This window comes from Paenibacillus polymyxa (genome assembly GCF_001719045.1).
Taxonomy (GTDB): Bacteria; Bacillota; Bacilli; order Paenibacillales; family Paenibacillaceae; genus Paenibacillus; species Paenibacillus polymyxa_B.
The window spans coordinates 4,472,429-4,493,000 of the sequence record NZ_CP015423.1 but is presented as its reverse complement, the minus strand read 5'-3'; the positions used below and the strand labels follow the sequence as shown (position 1 = coordinate 4,493,000).

22 protein-coding genes and 1 riboswitch are annotated in these 20,572 nt (G+C 45.3%); of the genes, 5 read left to right on the top strand and 17 right to left on the bottom strand.

Annotation, left to right across the window (positions count from 1 at the left end; genetic code table 11):
• Positions 1–143: 143 nt before the first annotated feature.
• The 3 genes from AOU00_RS20190 to AOU00_RS20180 all read right to left on the bottom strand — a co-directional run bounded on the left by AOU00_RS20190 (position 144) and on the right by AOU00_RS20180 (position 2,055).
• A complete protein-coding gene (locus AOU00_RS20190; RefSeq protein ID WP_069291489.1) occupies positions 144–452 on the bottom strand; it encodes a hypothetical protein in 309 nt (102 codons plus the stop codon).
• 84 nt (positions 453–536) lie between these two features.
• Complete coding sequence (locus AOU00_RS20185; RefSeq protein WP_069291488.1) at positions 537–1,112, bottom strand: 3D domain-containing protein; 576 nt, start codon at positions 1,110–1,112, stop codon at positions 537–539.
• A gap of 61 nt (positions 1,113–1,173) precedes the next feature.
• The gene (locus tag AOU00_RS20180; RefSeq protein ID WP_061829150.1) at positions 1,174–2,055 is read right to left on the bottom strand and encodes a putative sporulation protein YtxC; all 882 of its coding nucleotides are present in this window, start codon (positions 2,053–2,055) and stop codon (positions 1,174–1,176) included.
• 240 nt (positions 2,056–2,295) lie between these two features.
• On the opposite strand from AOU00_RS20180, the gene AOU00_RS20175 reads away from it, so the two are divergent.
• The 4 genes from AOU00_RS20175 to AOU00_RS20160 all read left to right on the top strand — a co-directional run bounded on the left by AOU00_RS20175 (position 2,296) and on the right by AOU00_RS20160 (position 5,571).
• Positions 2,296–2,691, top strand: a complete 396-nt coding sequence (locus AOU00_RS20175; protein ID WP_069291487.1) for a hypothetical protein — start codon at positions 2,296–2,298, stop codon at positions 2,689–2,691.
• Between the two features lie 206 nt (positions 2,692–2,897).
• Positions 2,898–3,392, top strand: a complete 495-nt coding sequence (locus tag AOU00_RS20170) for a cation:proton antiporter regulatory subunit (protein WP_069291486.1) — start codon at positions 2,898–2,900, stop codon at positions 3,390–3,392.
• 4 nt (positions 3,393–3,396) lie between these two features.
• Positions 3,397–4,623: a cation:proton antiporter gene (locus AOU00_RS20165; RefSeq protein ID WP_023987794.1), complete on the top strand. Its 1,227-nt coding sequence runs from the start codon at positions 3,397–3,399 to the stop codon at positions 4,621–4,623.
• Positions 4,624–4,707: 84 nt separating this feature from the next.
• A complete protein-coding gene (locus tag AOU00_RS20160) occupies positions 4,708–5,571 on the top strand; it encodes a YitT family protein (RefSeq protein WP_069292094.1) in 864 nt (287 codons plus the stop codon).
• Positions 5,572–5,667: 96 nt separating this feature from the next.
• Here the strand turns inward: AOU00_RS20160 and mqnC are convergent, their stop codons facing one another.
• The 4 genes from mqnC to metA all read right to left on the bottom strand — a co-directional run bounded on the left by mqnC (position 5,668) and on the right by metA (position 10,636).
• Entirely contained in the window at positions 5,668–6,801 is a 1,134-nt protein-coding gene (mqnC, locus tag AOU00_RS20155) for a cyclic dehypoxanthinyl futalosine synthase (protein ID WP_061829148.1), read from the bottom strand.
• A gap of 432 nt (positions 6,802–7,233) precedes the next feature.
• Entirely contained in the window at positions 7,234–8,412 is a 1,179-nt protein-coding gene (locus tag AOU00_RS20150) for an aminotransferase class I/II-fold pyridoxal phosphate-dependent enzyme (RefSeq protein WP_069291485.1), read from the bottom strand.
• Positions 8,409–9,593 (bottom strand): PLP-dependent transferase, encoded by a 1,185-nt coding sequence (locus tag AOU00_RS20145; protein WP_043882120.1) that lies wholly within the window; start codon positions 9,591–9,593, stop codon positions 8,409–8,411. The genes AOU00_RS20150 and AOU00_RS20145 overlap by 4 nt, the downstream gene beginning before the upstream one ends.
• Before the next feature lie 125 nt (positions 9,594–9,718).
• Positions 9,719–10,636: a homoserine O-acetyltransferase MetA gene (gene metA, locus AOU00_RS20140; RefSeq protein ID WP_061829145.1), complete on the bottom strand. Its 918-nt coding sequence runs from the start codon at positions 10,634–10,636 to the stop codon at positions 9,719–9,721.
• 118 nt (positions 10,637–10,754) lie between these two features.
• Positions 10,755–10,880: riboswitch (SAM riboswitch) on the bottom strand.
• A 553-nt stretch (positions 10,881–11,433) separates the two neighbouring features.
• On the opposite strand from metA, the gene corA reads away from it, so the two are divergent.
• Entirely contained in the window at positions 11,434–12,369 is a 936-nt protein-coding gene (gene corA / locus AOU00_RS20135; protein WP_023987788.1) for a magnesium/cobalt transporter CorA, read from the top strand.
• A gap of 161 nt (positions 12,370–12,530) precedes the next feature.
• On the opposite strand, the gene AOU00_RS20130 is transcribed toward corA, so the two are convergent.
• From AOU00_RS20130 to AOU00_RS20085, 10 genes are all read right to left on the bottom strand, one after another.
• Positions 12,531–13,538 (bottom strand): HRDC domain-containing protein, encoded by a 1,008-nt coding sequence (locus AOU00_RS20130; RefSeq protein ID WP_069291484.1) that lies wholly within the window; start codon positions 13,536–13,538, stop codon positions 12,531–12,533.
• Positions 13,539–13,704: 166 nt separating this feature from the next.
• The gene (locus AOU00_RS20125; RefSeq protein ID WP_069291483.1) at positions 13,705–14,583 is read right to left on the bottom strand and encodes an ROK family protein; all 879 of its coding nucleotides are present in this window, start codon (positions 14,581–14,583) and stop codon (positions 13,705–13,707) included.
• 222 nt (positions 14,584–14,805) lie between these two features.
• Positions 14,806–15,702 (bottom strand): 5'-3' exonuclease, encoded by an 897-nt coding sequence (locus AOU00_RS20120; RefSeq protein ID WP_080710677.1) that lies wholly within the window; start codon positions 15,700–15,702, stop codon positions 14,806–14,808.
• Between the two features lie 72 nt (positions 15,703–15,774).
• Positions 15,775–16,140, bottom strand: a complete 366-nt coding sequence (locus tag AOU00_RS20115) for an arsenate reductase family protein (RefSeq protein ID WP_069291482.1) — start codon at positions 16,138–16,140, stop codon at positions 15,775–15,777.
• A gap of 42 nt (positions 16,141–16,182) precedes the next feature.
• Positions 16,183–17,142 (bottom strand): RluA family pseudouridine synthase, encoded by a 960-nt coding sequence (locus tag AOU00_RS20110; RefSeq protein ID WP_069291481.1) that lies wholly within the window; start codon positions 17,140–17,142, stop codon positions 16,183–16,185.
• Positions 17,143–17,163: 21 nt separating this feature from the next.
• The gene (locus tag AOU00_RS20105) at positions 17,164–17,727 is read right to left on the bottom strand and encodes a cob(I)yrinic acid a,c-diamide adenosyltransferase (RefSeq protein WP_061829140.1); all 564 of its coding nucleotides are present in this window, start codon (positions 17,725–17,727) and stop codon (positions 17,164–17,166) included.
• Between the two features lie 18 nt (positions 17,728–17,745).
• Positions 17,746–18,315 carry a type 2 periplasmic-binding domain-containing protein gene (locus AOU00_RS20100; protein ID WP_069291480.1) on the bottom strand — a complete coding sequence of 190 codons (570 nt, stop codon included), beginning with the start codon at positions 18,313–18,315 and terminating at the stop codon, positions 17,746–17,748.
• A gap of 100 nt (positions 18,316–18,415) precedes the next feature.
• Positions 18,416–18,622: an aspartyl-phosphate phosphatase Spo0E family protein gene (locus AOU00_RS20095; protein ID WP_069291479.1), complete on the bottom strand. Its 207-nt coding sequence runs from the start codon at positions 18,620–18,622 to the stop codon at positions 18,416–18,418.
• Positions 18,623–18,736: 114 nt separating this feature from the next.
• Complete coding sequence (locus AOU00_RS20090) at positions 18,737–19,948, bottom strand: aminotransferase class I/II-fold pyridoxal phosphate-dependent enzyme (RefSeq protein ID WP_061829137.1); 1,212 nt, start codon at positions 19,946–19,948, stop codon at positions 18,737–18,739.
• A 12-nt stretch (positions 19,949–19,960) separates the two neighbouring features.
• The gene (locus AOU00_RS20085; protein ID WP_013370105.1) at positions 19,961–20,461 is read right to left on the bottom strand and encodes an Lrp/AsnC family transcriptional regulator; all 501 of its coding nucleotides are present in this window, start codon (positions 20,459–20,461) and stop codon (positions 19,961–19,963) included.
• Between the last annotated feature and the right edge of the window lie 111 nt (positions 20,462–20,572).

Below are 20,572 nucleotides of genomic sequence, written 5' to 3'. Positions count from 1 at the left end.
TTATTTTGCACTTTAAACCTTAATTCCACCTTAAAAAAAATTAAAAAGGAGATAAAACCTTAGACCTATTGTACCTAATCACTTTTACTTAAAACGAAATGCCCCGGATATAATCCGGAGCATTATCGATTGTATATGCTTTTTTATTTCGTGTTAAAGTTTTCGTCGAACTTTTCGTTCGGTGTTTGAGCATTGTTTTGAATTTTGTTGCGACTGGAGTTTTGAACTTTTTGCGCTACTGCACCTGTACCGCCTTGATCTGTTGCAAATTCTTCATCATACTTCTCATTTGGTGTCTGGAAGTTGTCTTGAATTTTATTTTGTTCAGACTGCTTTACCTTTTGTGAAACGACACCTACCGTATTGTCTTGTGCAAATTCCGCTTTGAACTGATTTCCTGTGCTTGCCTTGAAGCCTTTGTTCGTGAAAGAACTTCCGCCTTGATTTGGCATAATTCTCAACCTCCCAGTATGTTTTGTGGGATAAGCTTATCCCGCAACATAGTATGTGATGTTGGAAAAAACAATATTCAAGGATTATATGGAAGCATCCAGTGTCGCACTCGGAATGGTTTTATGCGTTTCTATCGCTTTTTGGAGCGATTTTACCATCTTTTCCGTACATTTTCCGTTCCCTTTTTTTATAATTTGAACATCCACATCTTTCTTGCCCCATTCAGAATACACCTGCCGGGTTGTTTTAAAATACAAATCAATTTTATTGCCCTTAATCGCAGAACCTGTATCTGCTACAATCCCGTATCCATAACCTGGAATGTACAATATGCTTCCCAAAGGAAACGTTTTGGGATCAGCCGCAATCGTAGACAGTGTGTTCTTGTCACGACGCACTTTTACACCGGAATACGTAATACCGTAGCCGGGATGACTTGGCCGTTTGCCAGTCGATTCATAGCCTGCTGTATATCCTGTAGCCGTGACCGTCATGGTCGTAATAACCTGCTCTTCGCGTGGAGCCAAAACAGGTGTGGACTGCCATTTTTTATGCTGGACCGGTTCTTTGTGACCGTAAACTTCATTGCCGGGCAATACCAGACAGGTTGCAATTAACACGGTTCCCAAAATCCGTTTCCATACCAACATGGATCTCATAAAAAACCTCCCCTTGAGGCAAAGGCTTTCCAGAAATCCATTGCTTTATACGAAAAGATTATTATTTTTGAACATCCTGACCTGGATAAAGTCTGCTCAGCTTCACTTTATCTTCAAAAATATGCAGGAGAGTCCGCACTATGGGGGTGTGCTCATCGTCTGTGTGCAATATAATGGAAGCAGGAGAAATCGAAATAAGGGTGCTTACGATTCGATCTTCGACCTCCATTTCTAGTTCAATGCCTGGCATCTCGACAATGATGTCATCTGCATCAGGAGTCGGAATGGGCACCATGGCACTATCCAGAATCGTAAAATTATGTCCGCCTTGGTGAAGTACGTGTACGAGCGGAACTTTGCTTTCCTGAAAAAAAACAAAATATTTAAGCAGCCCCATAAATTCTTCGTATTGCCGATCTGCCCAGAATTCTTCCATGGCATAGTCGACGATTTCTTCAAGCTCTTTTTTATACGCATGGAGCCTAAATTGAATCAGTCCTTCCAAATTGATCACATGAAGCTCCTTAAAATCCTTCTCCAGAAGAGTGGTCAGCTTACCATGACGCTTCAAACGGCCTCTCGGGCCATCATCGTTTAACAGTGAACGAATCATACTGCGAATTTGCTCTGTATCCTCTTTCTCCAGCAGCGAACAGGCTTTGGTGAGAATGAGATTGAGCAATCCCCACTCCTTGACTTCGATAATATAATCCGCTATTGCCGAAGACATGATGCTGTATACACAGGGGAGAAAGCTTTCAAACGCCGAATTGCTTTCTGTGCCCTTGCAGGTCCATGCCACTTTGTTGTCCAGCTGTCTGAAAGTGAATCGAAATCCGCGCCGTGACATATGTAGTCCCTTTGTTCTACTTTTGACCACTTCATAAAACCGGTCGGTTTCCTGATCTCCGTCTGTATTGGTCCACACTGTAAACAGTTCCATTGGCTCACTCCTTTCGATCACTGCTTTCAGTATATGGCGGCCTCTAAAGGGTTATACGAAGTGAACGACTGGAAACAGAAAGACATATCCAAAAGAGGATGATCAAGTTTCAAAAAGCTGGTTTGGCGTGTTATAAACAATTACTGTGATATAGGAAATAACGAAAGACGTTTGAATATTTAGGGTGGGGTATGTTAAGGTTATAGTAATATGAATTTTTCACAAGAGGGAGGAGATAAGATGTTAACGATGCTGAACATGCTGCGTACATTCATGATCGTCATATTGAGCCTCGTTCAGATTTTGTCCCTTCCTGTGACGTTTCATGCGGAAGACACCACTCAATCCCTCCAGTTTACTGCGGGATCTTCTGTCGTGCCTCATGCTGATGTTTCCTCGTTAGAAACAGATTCTCACGGTCTGGAACATCATTCCAAACCAGCTATACGCAAATCCTCCCCTTTACTTCATCTGGTGATCGCTGCGGCCAAATCACTTCCCTTTGTCATTTTGATAGCGCTTGTGCTGTTATTGAGCATCCCTAAACTACGTCTGCCTTTTATTCCTGTCATTTGCAAACTAAAGAAGCAATTATACTTGTTCCCCATCAAATTCACCTCTAGTTATGTGGCTTAACCTCCCTTTGCATGCAGATCACCACATTCGCATGTCTATTTGTTAATATTTCCCAATAGCTGTAATACGTAAGTGTATGTATCAGGTTTTTTACGTTAATTCATAAAATTTAATACAAAAAGAAAGTTTCCATGTCACTCCCAGAGTATGTGATTTATTTCCCATACCATTCATTTAAATAACGTATCGTACAGGAGGCTTTATAAATGGATATTCGAGAGTCTATTTTGCCAGGAATCGGGATTAAGTATCGAATAGATGCAGAGAGTGGCGACCGAATTGTCATTATTATTCATGATGATGGCAGGCGCGAGTTGTATCACTTTGATTACGAGGATCTGGAACAAAGTATTTCTATGACAACCCTGAATGATCAGGAAGCGCGATTGGTAGCCTCCATCATCGGGGGGATGACATATAAGCCCAAACAGCTTGAAAGTGTAGAAATGACGTTTGATGATTTTATTATCGAATGGTATAGAGTGGAATCCCACTATGCAAGTGTCGGCAAATCCATCGGTGAGCTGGATGTAAGGCAAAATTCGGGAGCCACTGTTATTGCCATTGTGGAGAAAAAAGGAATGAAATATGTAAATCCTGGTCCTGAAGTGATTATTAACGATTATGCCACTGTAGTCGTTGTTGGGGAACGCGATCAGCAAAAACGCTTTAAACAAATCCTTATGAACGGAAGCGGGTGATTGGATGGATCATCTGGTATTTGAGGTTGGATTGGCAATTGCTCTCATCGCTGCAGCTGGACTTATTTCCTCCAAACTGCGCTTCTCGGTCATCCCTTTTTATATCCTGATCGGAATGGCAGTTGGGCCGCATGCGATGGAGCTATGGCATTTTGATTTTCGCTTTATCGAAAGCGCCCCATTTATTGATTTTATGGGAAGAATCGGAGTGCTGTTTCTTCTCTTCTACTTGGGTCTCGAGTTCTCAGTAGGTCGGTTAATTAAATCAGGCCGTTCCATTGCCGTGGGCGGCACCATTTATATTGGCATCAATTTTACACTGGGGCTGGCTCTTGGCTTCCTGAGCGGCTTTCCTGTAGCAGAGACACTGGTTATCGCCGGAATTACAACAATATCATCCAGTGCTATTGCTGCGAAGGTGCTGGTAGATCTCAAGCGGACTGCCAATGCAGAAACAGAAATGATTTTGGGCATTATTATGTTCGAGGATGTTTTCCTCGCCGTATACATCTCCATCCTCTCCGGATTGGTTCTTAGTGATTCATCCTCGCTCGGGGGTGTGCTGCTATCAGCGCTAATCGCGCTTGGCTTTATGCTTGCAGTCATTATTATCGGCCGTAAGGCCGTCCCTCTGTTAAATCGGATTCTCCGTATTCGCTCCAATGAGGTATTCGGACTTGTTGTTTTTGGCTCTCTGTTTCTAGTGGCTGGTTTTTCGGAAACGATTCATGTGGCGGAAGCTATCGGCGCCCTGTTGGTCGGTCTGGTACTGGCCGAAACGGAACATGCCAAACGAATCGAGCATTTAATTGTTCCTTTCCGCGATTTCTTTGGTGCCCTGTTTTTCTTCAGCTTTGGACTATCCATCGATCCACTGTCCCTGGGAGGAAACGCGATATGGCTTGCGCTGGCAGCAGTCGTCCTCACGTTGTTTGGTAACATTTGGGCAGGAATGCTGGCTGGGCGTACGGCCTCCTTATCTCCCAAAGCGTCAGCAAATATCGGTCTGACCATTGTGGCGCGGGGTGAATTTTCGATTATCATGGCCAACTTGGGCAAGGAAGGCGGTTTGCTTGATATTGTTCAACCCTTTGCAGCTATCTATGTACTCATACTGGCGATTCTTGGACCACTTCTGACAAAGCAGTCAAAACCTATCTTTAATATGTTAAACAAAATATTTAAGTTCAAGGACCCCCGCCTACGAAAGGAAGAAAGTAACTCGGCATAACTGCAAAAGCTGGATACGACAATCCATAGGAGGGAAGGCTATGCCGCACGCTGTAAAACATGCCGAAACTCTATGAGGCGGCTTATAAAGCCCACTTCAGGAGATGCGAGCAGGTTCCCTGTCTTTTATACGGTGATTGGTGGAATTACAGCATCCGTCGGTCTGGAATTGTTTTTACATCCGCATGATATGATCGCTGGAGGCGTCACGGGGATCTCCAGACTCATGTCGCTTTATACACAGGAGCACTTTGGGTTACTGCTATTCGTTTTGAACTTGCCACTCATGTTGCTGTATTCTCTGTCTACTCACAAACCCATGCTGCTTCGGGCACTACCCGGCTTGTTCGCCTTTTCGGGCTCAGCCATTATTCTTTCGCCTTTTCCGGCAGTGAGTGGCCATCCGGTTGTATGCGCTTTGGGCGGCGGAATCTGTATCGGCCTTGGCGCAGGGCTGGCAGCTCGTCATGGTGGTCTGCTCGATTCACTAGGACTTAACGAATCTGACGATGGCCGTCCATCCACATTGTTGCTAACACACCGCAAGATTCCATTAATACAGATTGTTATGCTGTGTAATGGTCTGCTGCTCATTACCGCCGGCTTTGTGCTAGGCTGGGAGCCAGCTCTCTATTCAGCCTTATCCTGCCTCGCCGCCTATGAAACGACCCGGCTGATGTTTACCGGTCTGACGCGTATGGTTTGTGTTGTCAGCAAGAAGCAGCAAACCGTCGAGGATGCCATATATCGCAGGCTGCGTATACACAGCACGCCTGTTGGAGGCTCTGCCCAGATAGAGGGTAAGATTAAAAGCGAATCTGAGGATAAAAAAGAACAAATGGTCACCGTTTACAGCGTTCATCTGTTGGATTTGCAGCGCTTTAAGGCAGTCATCCAAATGGCTGACCCGCAGGCTGAGATCATGTATATGAAACGATGGAAAACATAGCAAAGTAACACATCAAAAAACGCTTATCTACACTAATCCTTATACATAGATTAGTGATGGATAAGCGTTTTGTAATTAACAATATATTAACGGATATTAATTTTGCATGATAAAATCATGTTCAATACTGCTGGCACTGTCAAAAGTACGAATAATATCATAACGGGTATTGCGCTGTGCTGGAATGTGACCCGTCTCGCGGATCAACTGTAAAATGGATTCGATGTTAACCTTGTATGTTGCGCCTGCAGCGGAAACTACATTTTCTTCAATCATGGTGCTACCAAAATCATCGCAACCGTAGTATAACGATTTTTTACCGATTTCCGGTCCCATAGTTACCCATGAGGATTGAATATGCTTGATGTTATCCAATACAAGACGACTGATCGCAACGGTCTTCAGATATTCTTCTGGCGTCTGGCGTTCCTTCTTCAGATTGGTGTTGTCTGGCTGGAAGGTCCAAGGAATAAAGGCCAAAAATCCTTCAGAATTATATTTGTTTTCAATGCATTCGTCCTGAGCATCACGAACCCGCAACAAATGCAGCGCACGCTCCTCCATCAACTCGCCAAAGCCGATAACCATCGTAGCGGTTGTGTTCATCCCAACCTTGTGAGCCGTTTGCATGACATCCATCCAATCACGCCAAGAGCCTTTGAGACGGCTAATTTTGCGGCGTGTGCGGTCATCCAAAATTTCTCCGCCTCCGCCCGGAAGCGAATCCAATCCAGCTTCATGAATGGCTCGAATCGTGTCTTCCATGGATAGACCGGATTTTTCCTTCATTTTGTGAATTTCAGCTGGCGAGAAGGAGTGCATCGTAATATCGGGAAAACGCTCCTTAATAGCTTTCAGCAAATCCGTATAATAACTGAATGGCAGATTTGGATTCACACCGCCTTGCATTAGAATTTCGGTGCCACCTACCTCCTGCGTTTCCTTGATCTTCTGAAAGATCACCTCATCCGGCAAAACATAACCTTCATCGGAACCCGGTCTACGGTAAAAAGCGCAGAAGCGACAGTATACGTCACATACGTTCGTATAGTTAATATTTCGTCCGATGACGAAGGTTTTAATGGGATCGGGATGCATGCGATTCATGACCTTATTCGCCGCATGACCTATTTTTTCTACCTCGTCTGATTCGAACAAAGCAACGGTATCCTCTAAATTCAGGCGTTCGCCGCGTAGGGCTTTATCTAAAATATGGTCGATTACACTCATGGTGTATCCTCCTTCGCTGTCACAGGGCGACGAAATGAACGACAGGACTTATGAACGAGAATGCTTTCACAAATCTGCGTTCGAACCCTGCCGTAATGTATGTTCATGACTGGCCTTGTATGTTGTCTGTGCTATTTAGCATAGTAAAACCTAATGATAATACTAACATATCTTTAGGTAAGGAACCATACTTATTCCCGCTTCTTTCTGCTTTTCACCTAGGAAAACAGGCAACTGCCAAGCTTATCTCAACATTGCGTATAGCCAAGAAATAACAAAACAGGACTGAAAGTGCCTTTTTTCACACTGTCCTTCATGTCATTCTTATAGAAAACAGCAAGCCTCCTGAAATACTGGAAACTTGCTGTTTAGTGCTGTACATATTTGCTCCCGGCGTGAAAACGACAAAGATGCTGCGGATGTGCTAACGCTCTAGCGCAGCGCCTCATCCAGATCACTGATCAGGTCGTCAATATCCTCCAAACCTACGGAGAAACGAAGTAGTCCGTCCGTAATCCCGCGCTCCAATCGTACACTATAGGGCATAGCCGCATGTGACATCATCGCCGGATACGACAAGATGCTTTCCACAGCTCCCAGACTCACCGCTACAATTGGAATACGTACGCGACTGAGTACTTCTTTTGCACGCTCACCAGAACCCACATCAAACGATATCACTGCACCATAACCGCTGGATTGACGCTCATGAACTTCACGCCCTGGATGATTTTCCAGACCCGGGTAGTATACTGCCTCAATGTCGTTGCGCTCGTTCAGCCAGTTAGCGAGCTTGGCTGCACTCTTTTCGCTGTGAGCCATACGAGCCTCCAGTGTCTTCATACCGCGCATGAGCAACCATGACTCCTGCGGAGCCAGCACGGTACCCAGTCCATTTTGGAGCTGCTTGATTTGTCTCCCGAGCGATTCGGTACGCGCTACCGCAAGTCCTGCCAGCACATCGCTGTGTCCGCCCAGAAACTTGGTCGCACTGTGCAATACAATATCGACTCCCTGCTCAATCGGACGTTGATAATAAGGTGTCATAAAAGTATTATCCAATAAAGTTAAAAGTCCGTGATCCTGTGCCCAAGAGGTTATTCCTGCTACATCGGTAATTTTGAGTGTCGGATTGGACGGGGTTTCCATATATACAGCCCTTGTATTCTCCTGCAACGCCTCTTTCACAAGGTTGAGGTCCGTCATGTCAACGAAGGTCGTTTCAATATTCATCCGTTTCAAAATGGAGGTCAGCAGTCGATATGTTCCCCCGTATACGTCCTCCGAAACAATGACATGGTCTCCAGCGGATAAGAGCATAAAGGTAGTGGAGATGGCCGCCATACCTGACGCAAAGGCAAAGCCGCACGCCCCGCCTTCTAATAAAGCGATATAATCCTCCAAAGCTTGTCGTGTCGGATTACCTGAACGGCTATAGTCATGCTGTGGAGGATTAAAAATATCATGATGGTGAAAGGTAGAAGCTTGATAGATCGGGACGCTCGAGGCCCCTGTAACGCTGTCAATTTCAGAACCAAAATGCAGCAGCTTGGTAGCGAACTTCCGCTCTTTGTTCAAATCCTGCCCGATCCTCCTCGCATCCTCTATCATTGCAGCTCTCCTCCTTCTACTTCTTGACGTGCCGCTTCCAACGCCGAACGCAAATCTTCAATGAGGTCGTCTGTATGCTCAATGCCTACGGAGAAACGCAACAGCCTGTCATCTACCCCAACTGCATCTCGAATTTCTGCTGGTATGTCCGCATGTGTCTGCACCGCGGGATAGGTCATTAGCGACTCAACACCGCCGAGACTTTCCGCAAACGCAATGAGCTTAATGTGACGAAGCAAAGGCTCTACATAGCGAGCATCCTTTACTTTAAAGGAGAAAATCCCTGTGTTTCCGCTGGATTGTTTATTTTGAATTTCACGACCTGGATGGCCTTCGAGCGCCGGATAAAATACTTCCGCCACCGCCGGATGCGTCAGTAAATAGTTAGACAGCACTGTTGCATTATGCTCATGTCGGTCCATACGCAGCGCTAACGTCTTCATCCCCTTCATCAACTGGTAGCAGTCACTCGGGGAAAGCACGGCCCCTATGGAATTGTGCAGAAAGGAAATTTCAGCTGATAGCTCTTTGCCTTTGGTTACGATTAACCCTGCCAGCACATCGTTGTGTCCGCCCAAATACTTGGTTGCGCTATGTACCACAATATCCGCGCCGAGTTCCAATGGCCGCTGGAAGTATGGTGTTAGCAGCGTATTATCTACAATGGTAAGCAACTGATGTTGTGATGCCCATTCAGCCACCGCTCGAATATCAGTAATCATCATTAACGGATTTGTAGGTGTTTCTATGAATACAGCTTTGGTATTCGGTCGACATGACTGTTCGAGTGCTTCAAGATCGTTCGTATCCACATAACTGGCTGTTACACCAAATTTAGATAAAATACGTTCCAGCAAACGATATGTCCCGCCATACAGATCCAGCGATACTATGAGATGATCTCCCTGTCCAAACAATGCAAATACCGTTTGCAGCGCCGCCATACCTGAGCTGCATGCAAAGCCTGCATCACCAGATTCAAGTGCAGCAGAAGCCTCTTCCAGTACCTTTCGCGTGGGATTGATCGTCCGAATATAATCAAATCCTGTGCTTTGACCCAGACGGGGATGGCGGAACGCCGTAGATTGGTAAATCGGGTAATTAACAGCCCCGGTTACTGGCTCCTCTACTGAACCGATTTGTGCCAATCTACTTTCGATTTTCCACTGTTTCTCACTCATATGAATCCTCCTGTTAACTTCCATAGTGGGTGCTATAACCAATCCTGCAAAAATGGATGTCAAAGACTATACTGCTGCGCTACTGCAAGGTGGTACTGTACAAGGGTAAACTACAACCCCCTTTTTTAAATCTGGGGCCCGATATCGTAAGGTGTCTCTTGGTATACATAATAGTTCAGCCAATTCGAGAATAATAAATTGGCATGCGCCCGCCAGATTGAAGGCGGTGTGCGCTCAGGATCATCATTAGGAAAATAATTTTTGGGAACTTCAATATCCATTCCTTTGGCCACATCGCGGTCGTATTCCCATTTCAATGAAAGCGGGTCATATTCAGAATGCCCAGTTACAAAAATTTGTTTACCGTCAAGCGTGGCTACGAGGTACACTCCAGCTTCCTCGGATTCGGATAAAACTTCTAATTCGGCGATATGATCAATATCTTCCCGCCGAACCTCCGTATGTCTGGAGTGAGGGGCATAAAACAGTTCATCAAAGCCGCGTAGCAATTTTACTTTAGGTTTAATCACGGTGTGTGGAAATACGCCAAAGCATTTGTAGTCGAGCCCGTATTTCGGGACATTGAAATGATGGTATAAACCTGCCTGTGAGGCCCAACAAATGTGCATGGTCGAAGTTACATTCGTTTTCGTCCATTCAAAAATTTGCCGGATCTCCTCCCAGTAGTTCACATCCTCAAACTCAAGCTGTTCAACCGGAGCTCCTGTAATGACCATGCCGTCAAAACGACTGTTCTTAATCTCGTCAAACGTTTTATAGAACATATTCAAATATTCTTGCGATGTATTTTTGGATACATGAGACTTCATGTGCACCAGCGTGACGTCCACTTGCAGCGGCGTATTGCCGACCAGGCGCAATAGTTGGGTTTCCGTTGTTTCCTTCGTAGGCATCAAATTCAAAATGGCGATGCGCAACGGACGAATATCCTGATGATAAGCCAAGCTTTCATCCATTACGAAAATATTTTCGCCCTCCAGCACTTCCTTGGCAGGTAGTGTATCTGGAATTTTAATCGGCATGTAAACTCACTCCTTGTTCGGTAAGTTTTGCGAAAATCGTCCTGCTGAGATGCCGGGCATATAATAAAAAGACCTTTCTCTGGTTAGAGAAAGGTCATATTTGTATCCATATGCGCCTCTCTCATCTGTCAGGGCAACGCTCTTTGTACAAAGCGCGCGTCCTGCAAGAATTAGCACCGTGCGATTAAAATCGCCGGTTGCCGGGTATCATCGGGCTAGTCCCTCCACCTGCTCTTGATAAGATTTCGCTATATTCATTTTGGGTTCACAAAGTTCTTGTTGTTCACTTTAATGCATCGGCTGGGCTTCGTCAAGATGGGACTTTTAAATTTGTGCCCTGCAATCACATTTTGTCTACCTTTTCCATAGGTTAAATCATATCCCTCCTTTCGCTGAAGCTCTTGCCACTACTGTTGATTTAGCCCATGATTTTGCGCTTGAAAGGCCGTAGGCCGAGCGTTATACTATACAAGTGCTATTAGGCAAAAATATGGAGCAGTAGTGCAGACTTTGAGTGTTTCCTGCGATACTGTGGCAATCTAAAAAAAGAACATTTGAGAGGTGAATCCGGAATGGAAGGCGACCCGAGTCCGAGTAGGCGGCGATCCCTGAACAACAGCATAGGAATGACTTCAGCTTGCCGAAAGACGGGACGCCAGGCTCTGCATGCTCCAAAAGCCTCCGGCTTTTGATGAGAATGCACGCTTACCCGCACCGGCTAACTGGCTAACTGAATCCATTCCTTATGCTTAAGGTAAACGTATTTCCGTTACGACGGAGCATAAGGAGTGACATATATGAAAATCCGTTTGGTCAACAACGGGGTTTTTACCCCTGTCGAAGAAATTGAAATGGCGCTTACTGCACCGGCAGAAGGTTTTTATTGGATTGATGCCGATGTCGATGATTTGGCAGTGCTCCAACCTTTATTTTCCATGCATGATCTTGCAGTAGAAGACTGTTTGAGTGAAGAAGAACAACGTCCGAAGATCGAAATTTATGAAAGCCATTATTTTATCGTTGTAAATAGCATTCGTTTTGATGATGAAGAAATATTTTTGCGAGCTTTGAACATCTTTCTCGGCCGCCATTTTATCATTACGGTGACCAAGCAGAAAATCAATGAGCTTCGTACCCTCAAGCCTATGCTGTGGGAGCAAGAAGTCAGCCAGCCTGACCGTTTTATGTATCTGCTGGTCGACTTGATTGTTGACAACTATTTTCTGGTTGGTGACCGGATTGAGGTCCGCATTGAAAAGCTGGAAGAAGATATTCTAATGCATACGAAAAAGTCGCATTTGAACGAAATCATCGGCTTACGCAGTGAGATTCTGTGGCTGAAAAAAGTGCTGGGTCCGCAAAAGGAAGTCATCAATACCCTGAACAAACGGGATTTGCGACTCATCGACGATCAATTGCAAAAATATTTCAGCGACATTTATGAAAATGCTGTGAAAATTTCGGAGACTTTTGAAACTTACCGCGATTTGATGGGTAACCTTCGAGAAGCTTATCAATCCAGTATCGCCAATCGTGCCAATGAAATTATGCGTGTGTTTACGGCAATAACGACCGTATTTATGCCATTGACGGTCATTACCGGAATATATGGGATGAACTTCGATAATATGCCTGAACTTCATACACGTTATGGCTATTTTGTCGTCATTGGTATTATGGTGGCACTAGGTGTCAGTATGTTCTGTATTTTCCGCAAGAAAGACTGGGTTTAAAAAGAAAAGGGGAAAAAGTACGGAGTTGGATACCTATTTCGATTTTCAAGCTTGATCATAAAAAGCAGCAGCCGTGTCCTATGAGGAACTGGCTGCTGCTTTTTAGTATGTTGGACCCTGAATGTACTTTAATACTTTAGCTTTATCTAATCAGTTCTATATTATCCAACATGTCGGTCGGGTACCTGCTGATGGCGAAACCGTATACGGATCAGACGCAGACGCTCATAAATTTGATCCAATCCTGTTTCTGTCGCCTTTTCTTCCCCATACACTTTCAGCATGACAGGCTTGAGTAGCGTATCCCCCAACTCTTCATAAGCAGACCAGATGGCTGCCTGCTCCTCCTCAGATACATTCACCAATTCCTTGCGGATCAGCTTCTCCATATCAATACCATCCCTGTCCAAATGCTCCACAGCTTCAATTATTTCTCTACGATGCAAACCTGTCTTCATCCCGATATGCTCCAGTGAAAGACCGTCCGAAATGCCTTCGATAATCGTTCTAGTTAGGCTGAACTTATTCAGCTCCTGCCTGTATTGGTTCTCTTTTTGCTTGTATAGCCATGACAAAAAAACTTCTTCTTCCAGCGTCTCTGTTACCCAGTTCAACGGAAATGGCGTGGTCCGGTCATTTTGTGTCGTAATAGCCAATAGCTCCGTCCCATATTGCGACACCTTACCCTGACCCATACCAGGCAGCTCCAACAATTCTTCTTCGGTATGGGGAAGATAGACGCTAATGAGTCGAAGCAGCCGATTCGTAGCGATAAAATAAGGCGCTTTTCGTTCCGTTGCTGCTTTTTGCCGTCTCCACATCGTCAACTGCTCATACACTTCATCACGTGGAAACAAATCACTGTAGCAATACAGCTTTTGCAGCGTTTGTCCTCGTCCTGATGATCCTTCTTGCTCATGAAATACGCCATGGATTAAGGGCCTGTAGCCCTCAGCCATTTTGAGCGCCAGCTCATGACGGTATACATGCAGTAATTCCTGCCACAAGCTGCCCTCATACCAAAGGTCGTCTATACTTTCATCCGGGACATGGTGTGTGCTCCAGCCTGCACTCCATCCCCCTTCATGTTGCCCAATCCATACCTGAGCAAAGTCCTCATAGCCCTGTTCATTCCGTTTGGACAAGCGATTTGAAAATACAATCTCCATGATTTCTTCCTCCCTCATATCGTTGAAAGACAGTCCTGCACAACACAAAAACGCAAAAAAAAGCACCTATCCTGCGTATTCGCAAGAAAGGTGCTTCCCTTTTTGAGCCGTACTATGCTGTTGCCTATATAATAACCGTACCTTGGAGTGCCGTCAACCATAAATTCTAATGATTCAGCTTTTCCTTTGCCAATGCCAGAGCACCGCACAATCCAGCATTGTCACCCAATCCCGGAGATACGATATATTGCTCAATATCTATTGTCAGACTCGAATGCTGCACGTATCCGTTCAAAAGTTCTTGAAGCTTGGTACGAATGAGAGGGAACAGTTGGTCCTGCTTCATCACTCCCCCGCCCATAATAATTTTTTGCGGTGACAGGATTAATACATAGCTCATTAAAGCCTGTGCCAGATAGTGCGCTTCCATTTCCCAGGCTGCGTGATCGACAGAAAGCTCATGTCCTTTAACCTTCCATCTTTTTTCGAGCGCAGGACCTGCTGCCAGTCCCTCCAAACAATCTCCGTGATAAGGACATGTCCCCTCGTACGTATCTTCTGGGTGACGACGTACCAGAATATGCCCCATTTCTGGGTGGGATAATCCATGTATCAGCTTTCCACCAACCAAAGCACCTGCCCCGATGCCTGTACCTATCGTAATATACAGACAGTTGTCCAATCCCTTGGCGGCACCCCAAATAGACTCACCAAGTGCTGCTCCATTCACATCCGTGTCAAACCCCATAGGCACGTCAAAATGCTGTTTCAGTTTGCCAATTAAATTGTAATTTCCCCAATGTGGCTTTGGCGTTGTTGTAATATACCCATATGTATCACTGCCTTCGATAGGATCAATCGGCCCGAACGAGCCTACACCCAATGCTTCAATGCCCTTGCCTTCAAAAAATGCGATGACATTCTCCATTGTTTCTGCTGGGGTGGTTGTTGGAAAGCTTGCTCGTTCCAGTACCTCCCCATGTTCGTTGCCAATTCCACATACAAATTTGGTACCGCCTGCCTCAATTGCTCCCAATACTGTCATAGTTGCTGTTGTCCCCTTTCAATAATCCGGTTCTCTATCCACTATATTCACCTGAAATGTGCCCGAGGTCAATCCCCTTATCGCAATTGTATATAATCCTTCACATGACTATACAACTCCCTTGACATAACGGTATAAAAATAAGGACACTAACGCACCTAGCGTCAGCATCCCTATAAACTTACTTCACTTAAATTGTCCGTATCAAGCCTAACAGCTTCATTATGATCCGGTTGCGACACCCATCAATGTACACAAGCTTTTCATTTCAAGCTGCTCAAACTTGTCTACAATTTGCACGTGATCCAGCGTCAGCAGACAGCTATCCAAAGCACATGCTACAGGTACACCGCAGTGAATTTCAGCAAGCTTGCGTGAAAGATGCAGCATATCCAAATCACTCTCAATTTTTTTACGGACCGAGGGTGTTAATTGATCCAAATTCTCCAGAATGCCTTCAATAGAGTCATATTCCTGCACCAGCTTGAGTGCCGTTTTCTCACCAATACCTCGTACTCCTGGATAATTATCGCTTGCATCCCCCATCAGGCCTTTAAGGTCCACCACTTGGCGTGGTTTAAGCCCTTTTTCAGTCAGCAGGGTCTCCGGGGTGTATACCATATAATTGCCGTGCCCTTTTTTCATAATAATGACCCGTGTCCGATCATCCACTAATTGAAGTAAATCATGATCTCCCGAGAGAATCATTACATCCATGTCCTCATTTTGCGAATAATGGCGTGCAAGCGTACCGATACAATCATCGGCTTCAAAACCTTCCGCTCCAATGTTGGGAATGCCGAGGCTGTCCGTCACTTCCCGAATCAATGTAAATTGGGGAATCAAATCATCTGGTGCGTCGGCTCGGTTTCCCTTATACGCAGCAAAATGTTCCCCACGAAATGTCGTTCCGCCCATATCCCAGCAGCAAATGACGTGTGTAGGATTAAATGTTTGGACTGCATCCCAAAAATATCGAATAAAACCATATATGGCGTTCGTTGGCACTCCAGCTTTTGTACGACGGATATAACCGTTTGCGGCGGTTGCATAATAAGCGCGAAATAGCAGGGCCATGCCGTCAACCAGCATTACGGATTGTTCATTGCGTTGTGTCACAGATTGTATTGCTCCCATTCATCATAATATTTAACCCCCACAGTATAACATATCGTGGGGGTAAATTGGGCGTTATTGAGCTCCCCATGTGCCCTCAAATGTTTCCTCTTTGAATCCTACCGTTACTTTGTTACCGTCGGTTACAATCGGGCGTTTGATTAATCTTCCATTCGAGGATAAAAGCGAAATTTGCTCTTCACGGCTCATGTCTCCAAGCTTATCTTTCAGCTTTAACTCTTTGTACACCTCACCGCTTGTATTGAAAAACTTTTTCAGCTCCAGCCCGCTTTTGCGAATCAAGTCCTCCAATTCCTCCGGGCCGGGCGGTTGTTCAAAAATAGGAATAAGTTCCGTCTCATGTCCCTTGTTTTGAAGCCATTTCACTGCATTACGACAGGTACTGCATTTAGAATACTGATATACTTTCAGTTGGCTCATCGCTAGATTAACCTCCATATGTTTTCATCGCTTATTTATATTTTATTCTGAAAGATATTGCGCTCTTAATAGCTCCTGCATTTCAGCCATATCGTCAGGTAGCGGAGCATAGAACGTCAGCCGCTCCCCGGTAACAGGATGCTCCAAGGATAGCTCTGAGGCATGCAGAGCCTGTCGAGGCATCTTGGCATCAAGCTGATCATATCGCTCACGTTGCGCAGCGTCATCGGGTGTAATCCGATACATTTTATCTCCGATCAACGGACAACCGATATAAGTCATATGCACTCGAATTTGGTGCGTACGCCCGGATTCCAACTTTAGTCCGATGCGACTTCCCCCGTTCCACACTTCCTCCAGCTTATACAGCGTAAGGGCAGGATAACCATCCGGGGTCACCATACGTAAATGCGGATCATCCGGGTTGCGGTCAATCGGTCCGTCTACCTTTCCTTCCTGCAGCTCAGGCCGTCCATGCACCAGAGCTGTATAGCGCTTAACCACCGTTCCCGCAATCATTTGCTCAGAAATATGCTGGTGTACATACGGATTTTTGGCTACTACCAGCACACCCGTCGTCTCTTGATCAAGACGATGAACAGGACGAAACCGGAACAGTTCTCCCTTGGCCTGCCAATAATGCACAACCCCATTAGCCAGTGTTCCTGTGTAATGACCGTGAGTCGGATGGACAATCATGCCCGCCGCCTTGTTCACCACTAACAGATGTTCATCCTCAAACAATATCTCAAAGGGAATGGGTTCAGGTAAAATATCATCAGAACGCTCGCGCTCCATGCGAATTTCTACTTGATCCCCGGACTTTACCTTTACGCTGATGTACACACGTGTCCCGTTCAGCATAATACCTTGCTCGGTCAGCTTGAGTTTGGATATTAACTTTCGAGAAATGTTCATACGTTTTTGTAAAATAGTCTTCAACAGCATGCCCTCCTCCTCAGGAGGGATCGTATATACGATAGGTTCATAATACAAGCTCATCACAAATTCCCGGTTGCCTCCTTATTTGCGGAACACTTTTTTGCTGCGCACATATTCGACATCGGGCACGCCTTGACGGACATTCGCCGTGCGAGCGACGGCAAAGAAATAATCAGAAAGGCGGTTCAAATACCGACGTACCGCCGGATTAATGTCCGTATGTTTACCTAGTGTAACAGCACGGCGTTCCGCGCGTCGGCAAACTGTACGGCAAACATGAAGCGTTGAGGATAATGTGCTACCACCCGGTATAATAAAACGCTCCACCTTCGGATTTTCCTCCTGACATGCATCAATCCAGCCTTCAAGACGCTCTGCCAGCTCGTCTTTCACCTTATATTTGCTTTCACTAATTTTAACAAACGCCAAATCCGAACCACAATCAAACAGCTCCTGCTGTATTTCTTCCAATTGAGTCCGAATATCCGTAAACTCTTCCCCTTCGGCAAAGCTGATCGCTTGTCCTACAAAGCTGTTCAGCTCGTCAATTGTACCGTATGCCTCCACACGATCATCATCTTTGGACACTCGACCGCCGATCACAGAAGTTTGTCCTTCATCACCTGTTCTAGTATATATGCCCATTTCATTCCATCCCCTTTATCATTCCGTAAGTGCTTTCAGCACCTTGATGGCTTCTTCCTTATTGCTTGTACGAGGCGGCACGGTAGCAAATAATGTTTTGGAGTTATATTTTAGCTCCTTAAACATCTTCATCTGCTCCACCGGAATTCCGAACAAATGAGTTTCCTTGCTTACATCTGATCCTTCTTCCTCCTGCCCCTTCTTCTTAAATACGCCGCCCTCGAACACGCCCCGAGCGTACGTCTTCTTGTCAAAAGCATCATCTAACGGCAGATTCGAGCCATTCTGTCCATACAGCTTCATGTCCTCTTCCGGCAAAAGAAACAGATCATGCTCCCCGGCCGCATATTCTACAACCAGCTTCTGCTGGTTATACAGCGGACTGACTGAAATCTCAATAGTCGGAGCCTGTTCGCCTAGCTTATCCTTAAGCTTTTGTGCCAGCTCTTCACGGATGACTGAAGCATCCCCTTTATCCATAATAAAAATGGAGAAGCTGTCCTTGTCCCGTCCCCCACATCCAGCCAATAATACAAGTGCAAGCATTCCGATGATCCATGGCGATAGCCTTTTTAGCCCTGCTCTCATATGTACGCCCCCTCTTCCATGCCATTAATATATCATAAGTTGTGAACGCAAAAAAAGAAGGCCCGACGGCCTTCTTCTTGCATTGGCTGACTTCATACGGTTAAACCTTGCATTCCGTACCATACAGCTTCATATATTCATTGATTTTCAAATCGAGCTTGCAACTGATCTGGATAACAAGATCAGAGGTGAAGGACTGCTCTTCCTGAAATGTCCGCATCATCTCATTGCGCAGGAACAAAATTTCATCTTCCAGGGAAATGTCGTATCCTATTGAATTAGATGAATTATATCCAACATATGACATGAGCATTCCTCCTACAATTGAAAAATTGAACTTCCTGCTTCCGATTTCAAATTATAGCATAGAAATTTAGAAATAAAAGACTATTTTTTATGAATTACCCATAAAAAAATAATTTTAACCTTCTTTTCTTACTTTTTCTACAAAATGACCAATCCGATCCAGTGCCTCCGTCAGCTGAGCAACAGAAGTCGCGTATGAGCAACGAAGATAGCCTTCGCCTCCCAAACCGAACACATTACCCGGTACAGCCGCAACTTTAGCCTCTGCCAAAAGACGCTGTGCAAATTCATCTGAGCTGAGTCCCGTGCTTTGAATACTAGGGAAAACGTAAAAAGCCCCTCTTGGCTCATGGCACTCCAGGCCGATTTCCCGGAACCCTTCAACCATCAGACGGCGACGCTGATTATAGGCTTCTACCATACGATCTTTCTCACCCAAACCATTCCGCAAGCCTTCCAGTGCCGCAACTTGACCCATAGAAGGCGCACACATTACGGTGTACTGATGGATTTTGAGCATAGCGGCAATCAGATCTGGATGCCCGCATGTATATCCAATACGCCAGCCTGTCATGGCGAAGGCTTTGGAAAAACCACTGACGAGAATCGTACGATCCATCATACCAGGCATAGCGGCAAAACTGACATGCTTTTCTCCATAATTCAATTCAGCATAAATTTCATCAGAAATGACGATCAAATCATGTTTTTCCACGACTTCGGCAATCGGAAGCCAATCTTCATAAGTCATCGTAGCCCCAGTTGGATTGCTCGGATAGCATAAAATCAACACCTTGGATTTAGGTGTAATTTTTGCCTCCAGTGCTTCAGCCGTCAGCTTGAATTCATCCTTAGCAAATGTTTCAATACCTACTGGAATCCCGCCTCCAATCGAAGTGATTGGAGAATATGAAATGTAGCATGGCTCGGGCACGAGAATTTCGTCGCCAGGTACAATTAACGCACGCAAAGCAAGATCAATCGCCTCGCTTCCCCCAACGGTTACGATAATCTCATTTTTGGGATCATAACGGACTTCAAATTGCTCATTCAGATAATCACTAATCGCTTCACGCAGTTCTGGCGTTCCCGCATTAGACGTGTAGCTGGTAAAACCTCGCTCCAATGAATAGACACAGGCTTCCCTCATATGCCAAGGGGTTGTAAAATCCGGTTCGCCTACACCAAGGGTAATAATATCCTTGTTGCCACCCACCAAGTCAAAAAACTTACGAATACCCGAAGATGGGATCTCGCGCACCAACGGGGACAAATAGGAACTCATGGCTTTGTTACTGTCGGTAAATGCTTCTGTTTTGAGATTCATCATGATCTTCCTTTACGGCGAAATCATCAGACGATTATCTTCCTGATGGTCCTCAAAGATAATTCCGTCCTGCTTGTATTTTTTAAGCGTAAAATTAGTCTTGGTAGACAAGACCGAATCAATAGGCGACAGTTTTTCCGACACAAAATTAGCGACCTCACGGAGATTGCGGCCTTCAACCTCTACCAGCAAATCGTATGCTCCGGACATGAGATAGACCGATTTAACTTGCGGATACAAATAAATCCGTTCTGCAATCCCTTCAAAGCCTCTTCCACGCTCGGGTGTAATCTGTACTTCGATCAAAGCGGTAACCTTTTCGTCGTCGACTTTGTCCCAATTGACTACAGCGGCGTATTTGACGATCACATGTTGGTCTTCGAGCTCTTTAATTGAGGTGCGAACATCCTGCTCGTCAACCCCCAGCATAGTAGCCAATAGAGTCGGTGTTCTTCTCGCATCTTCTTTTAACAATTCCAGCACTTTTAATTTCAATTCATTCAGCTCTGTCATTCTACATAAGGCCTCCATCGAAAGAGATTACTATACATCATACAATACGCACTTTAAACCTGCAAAGAAAAACCGTCCACTCCGGTAAACCCGGCAGATGGACGGCTGTTA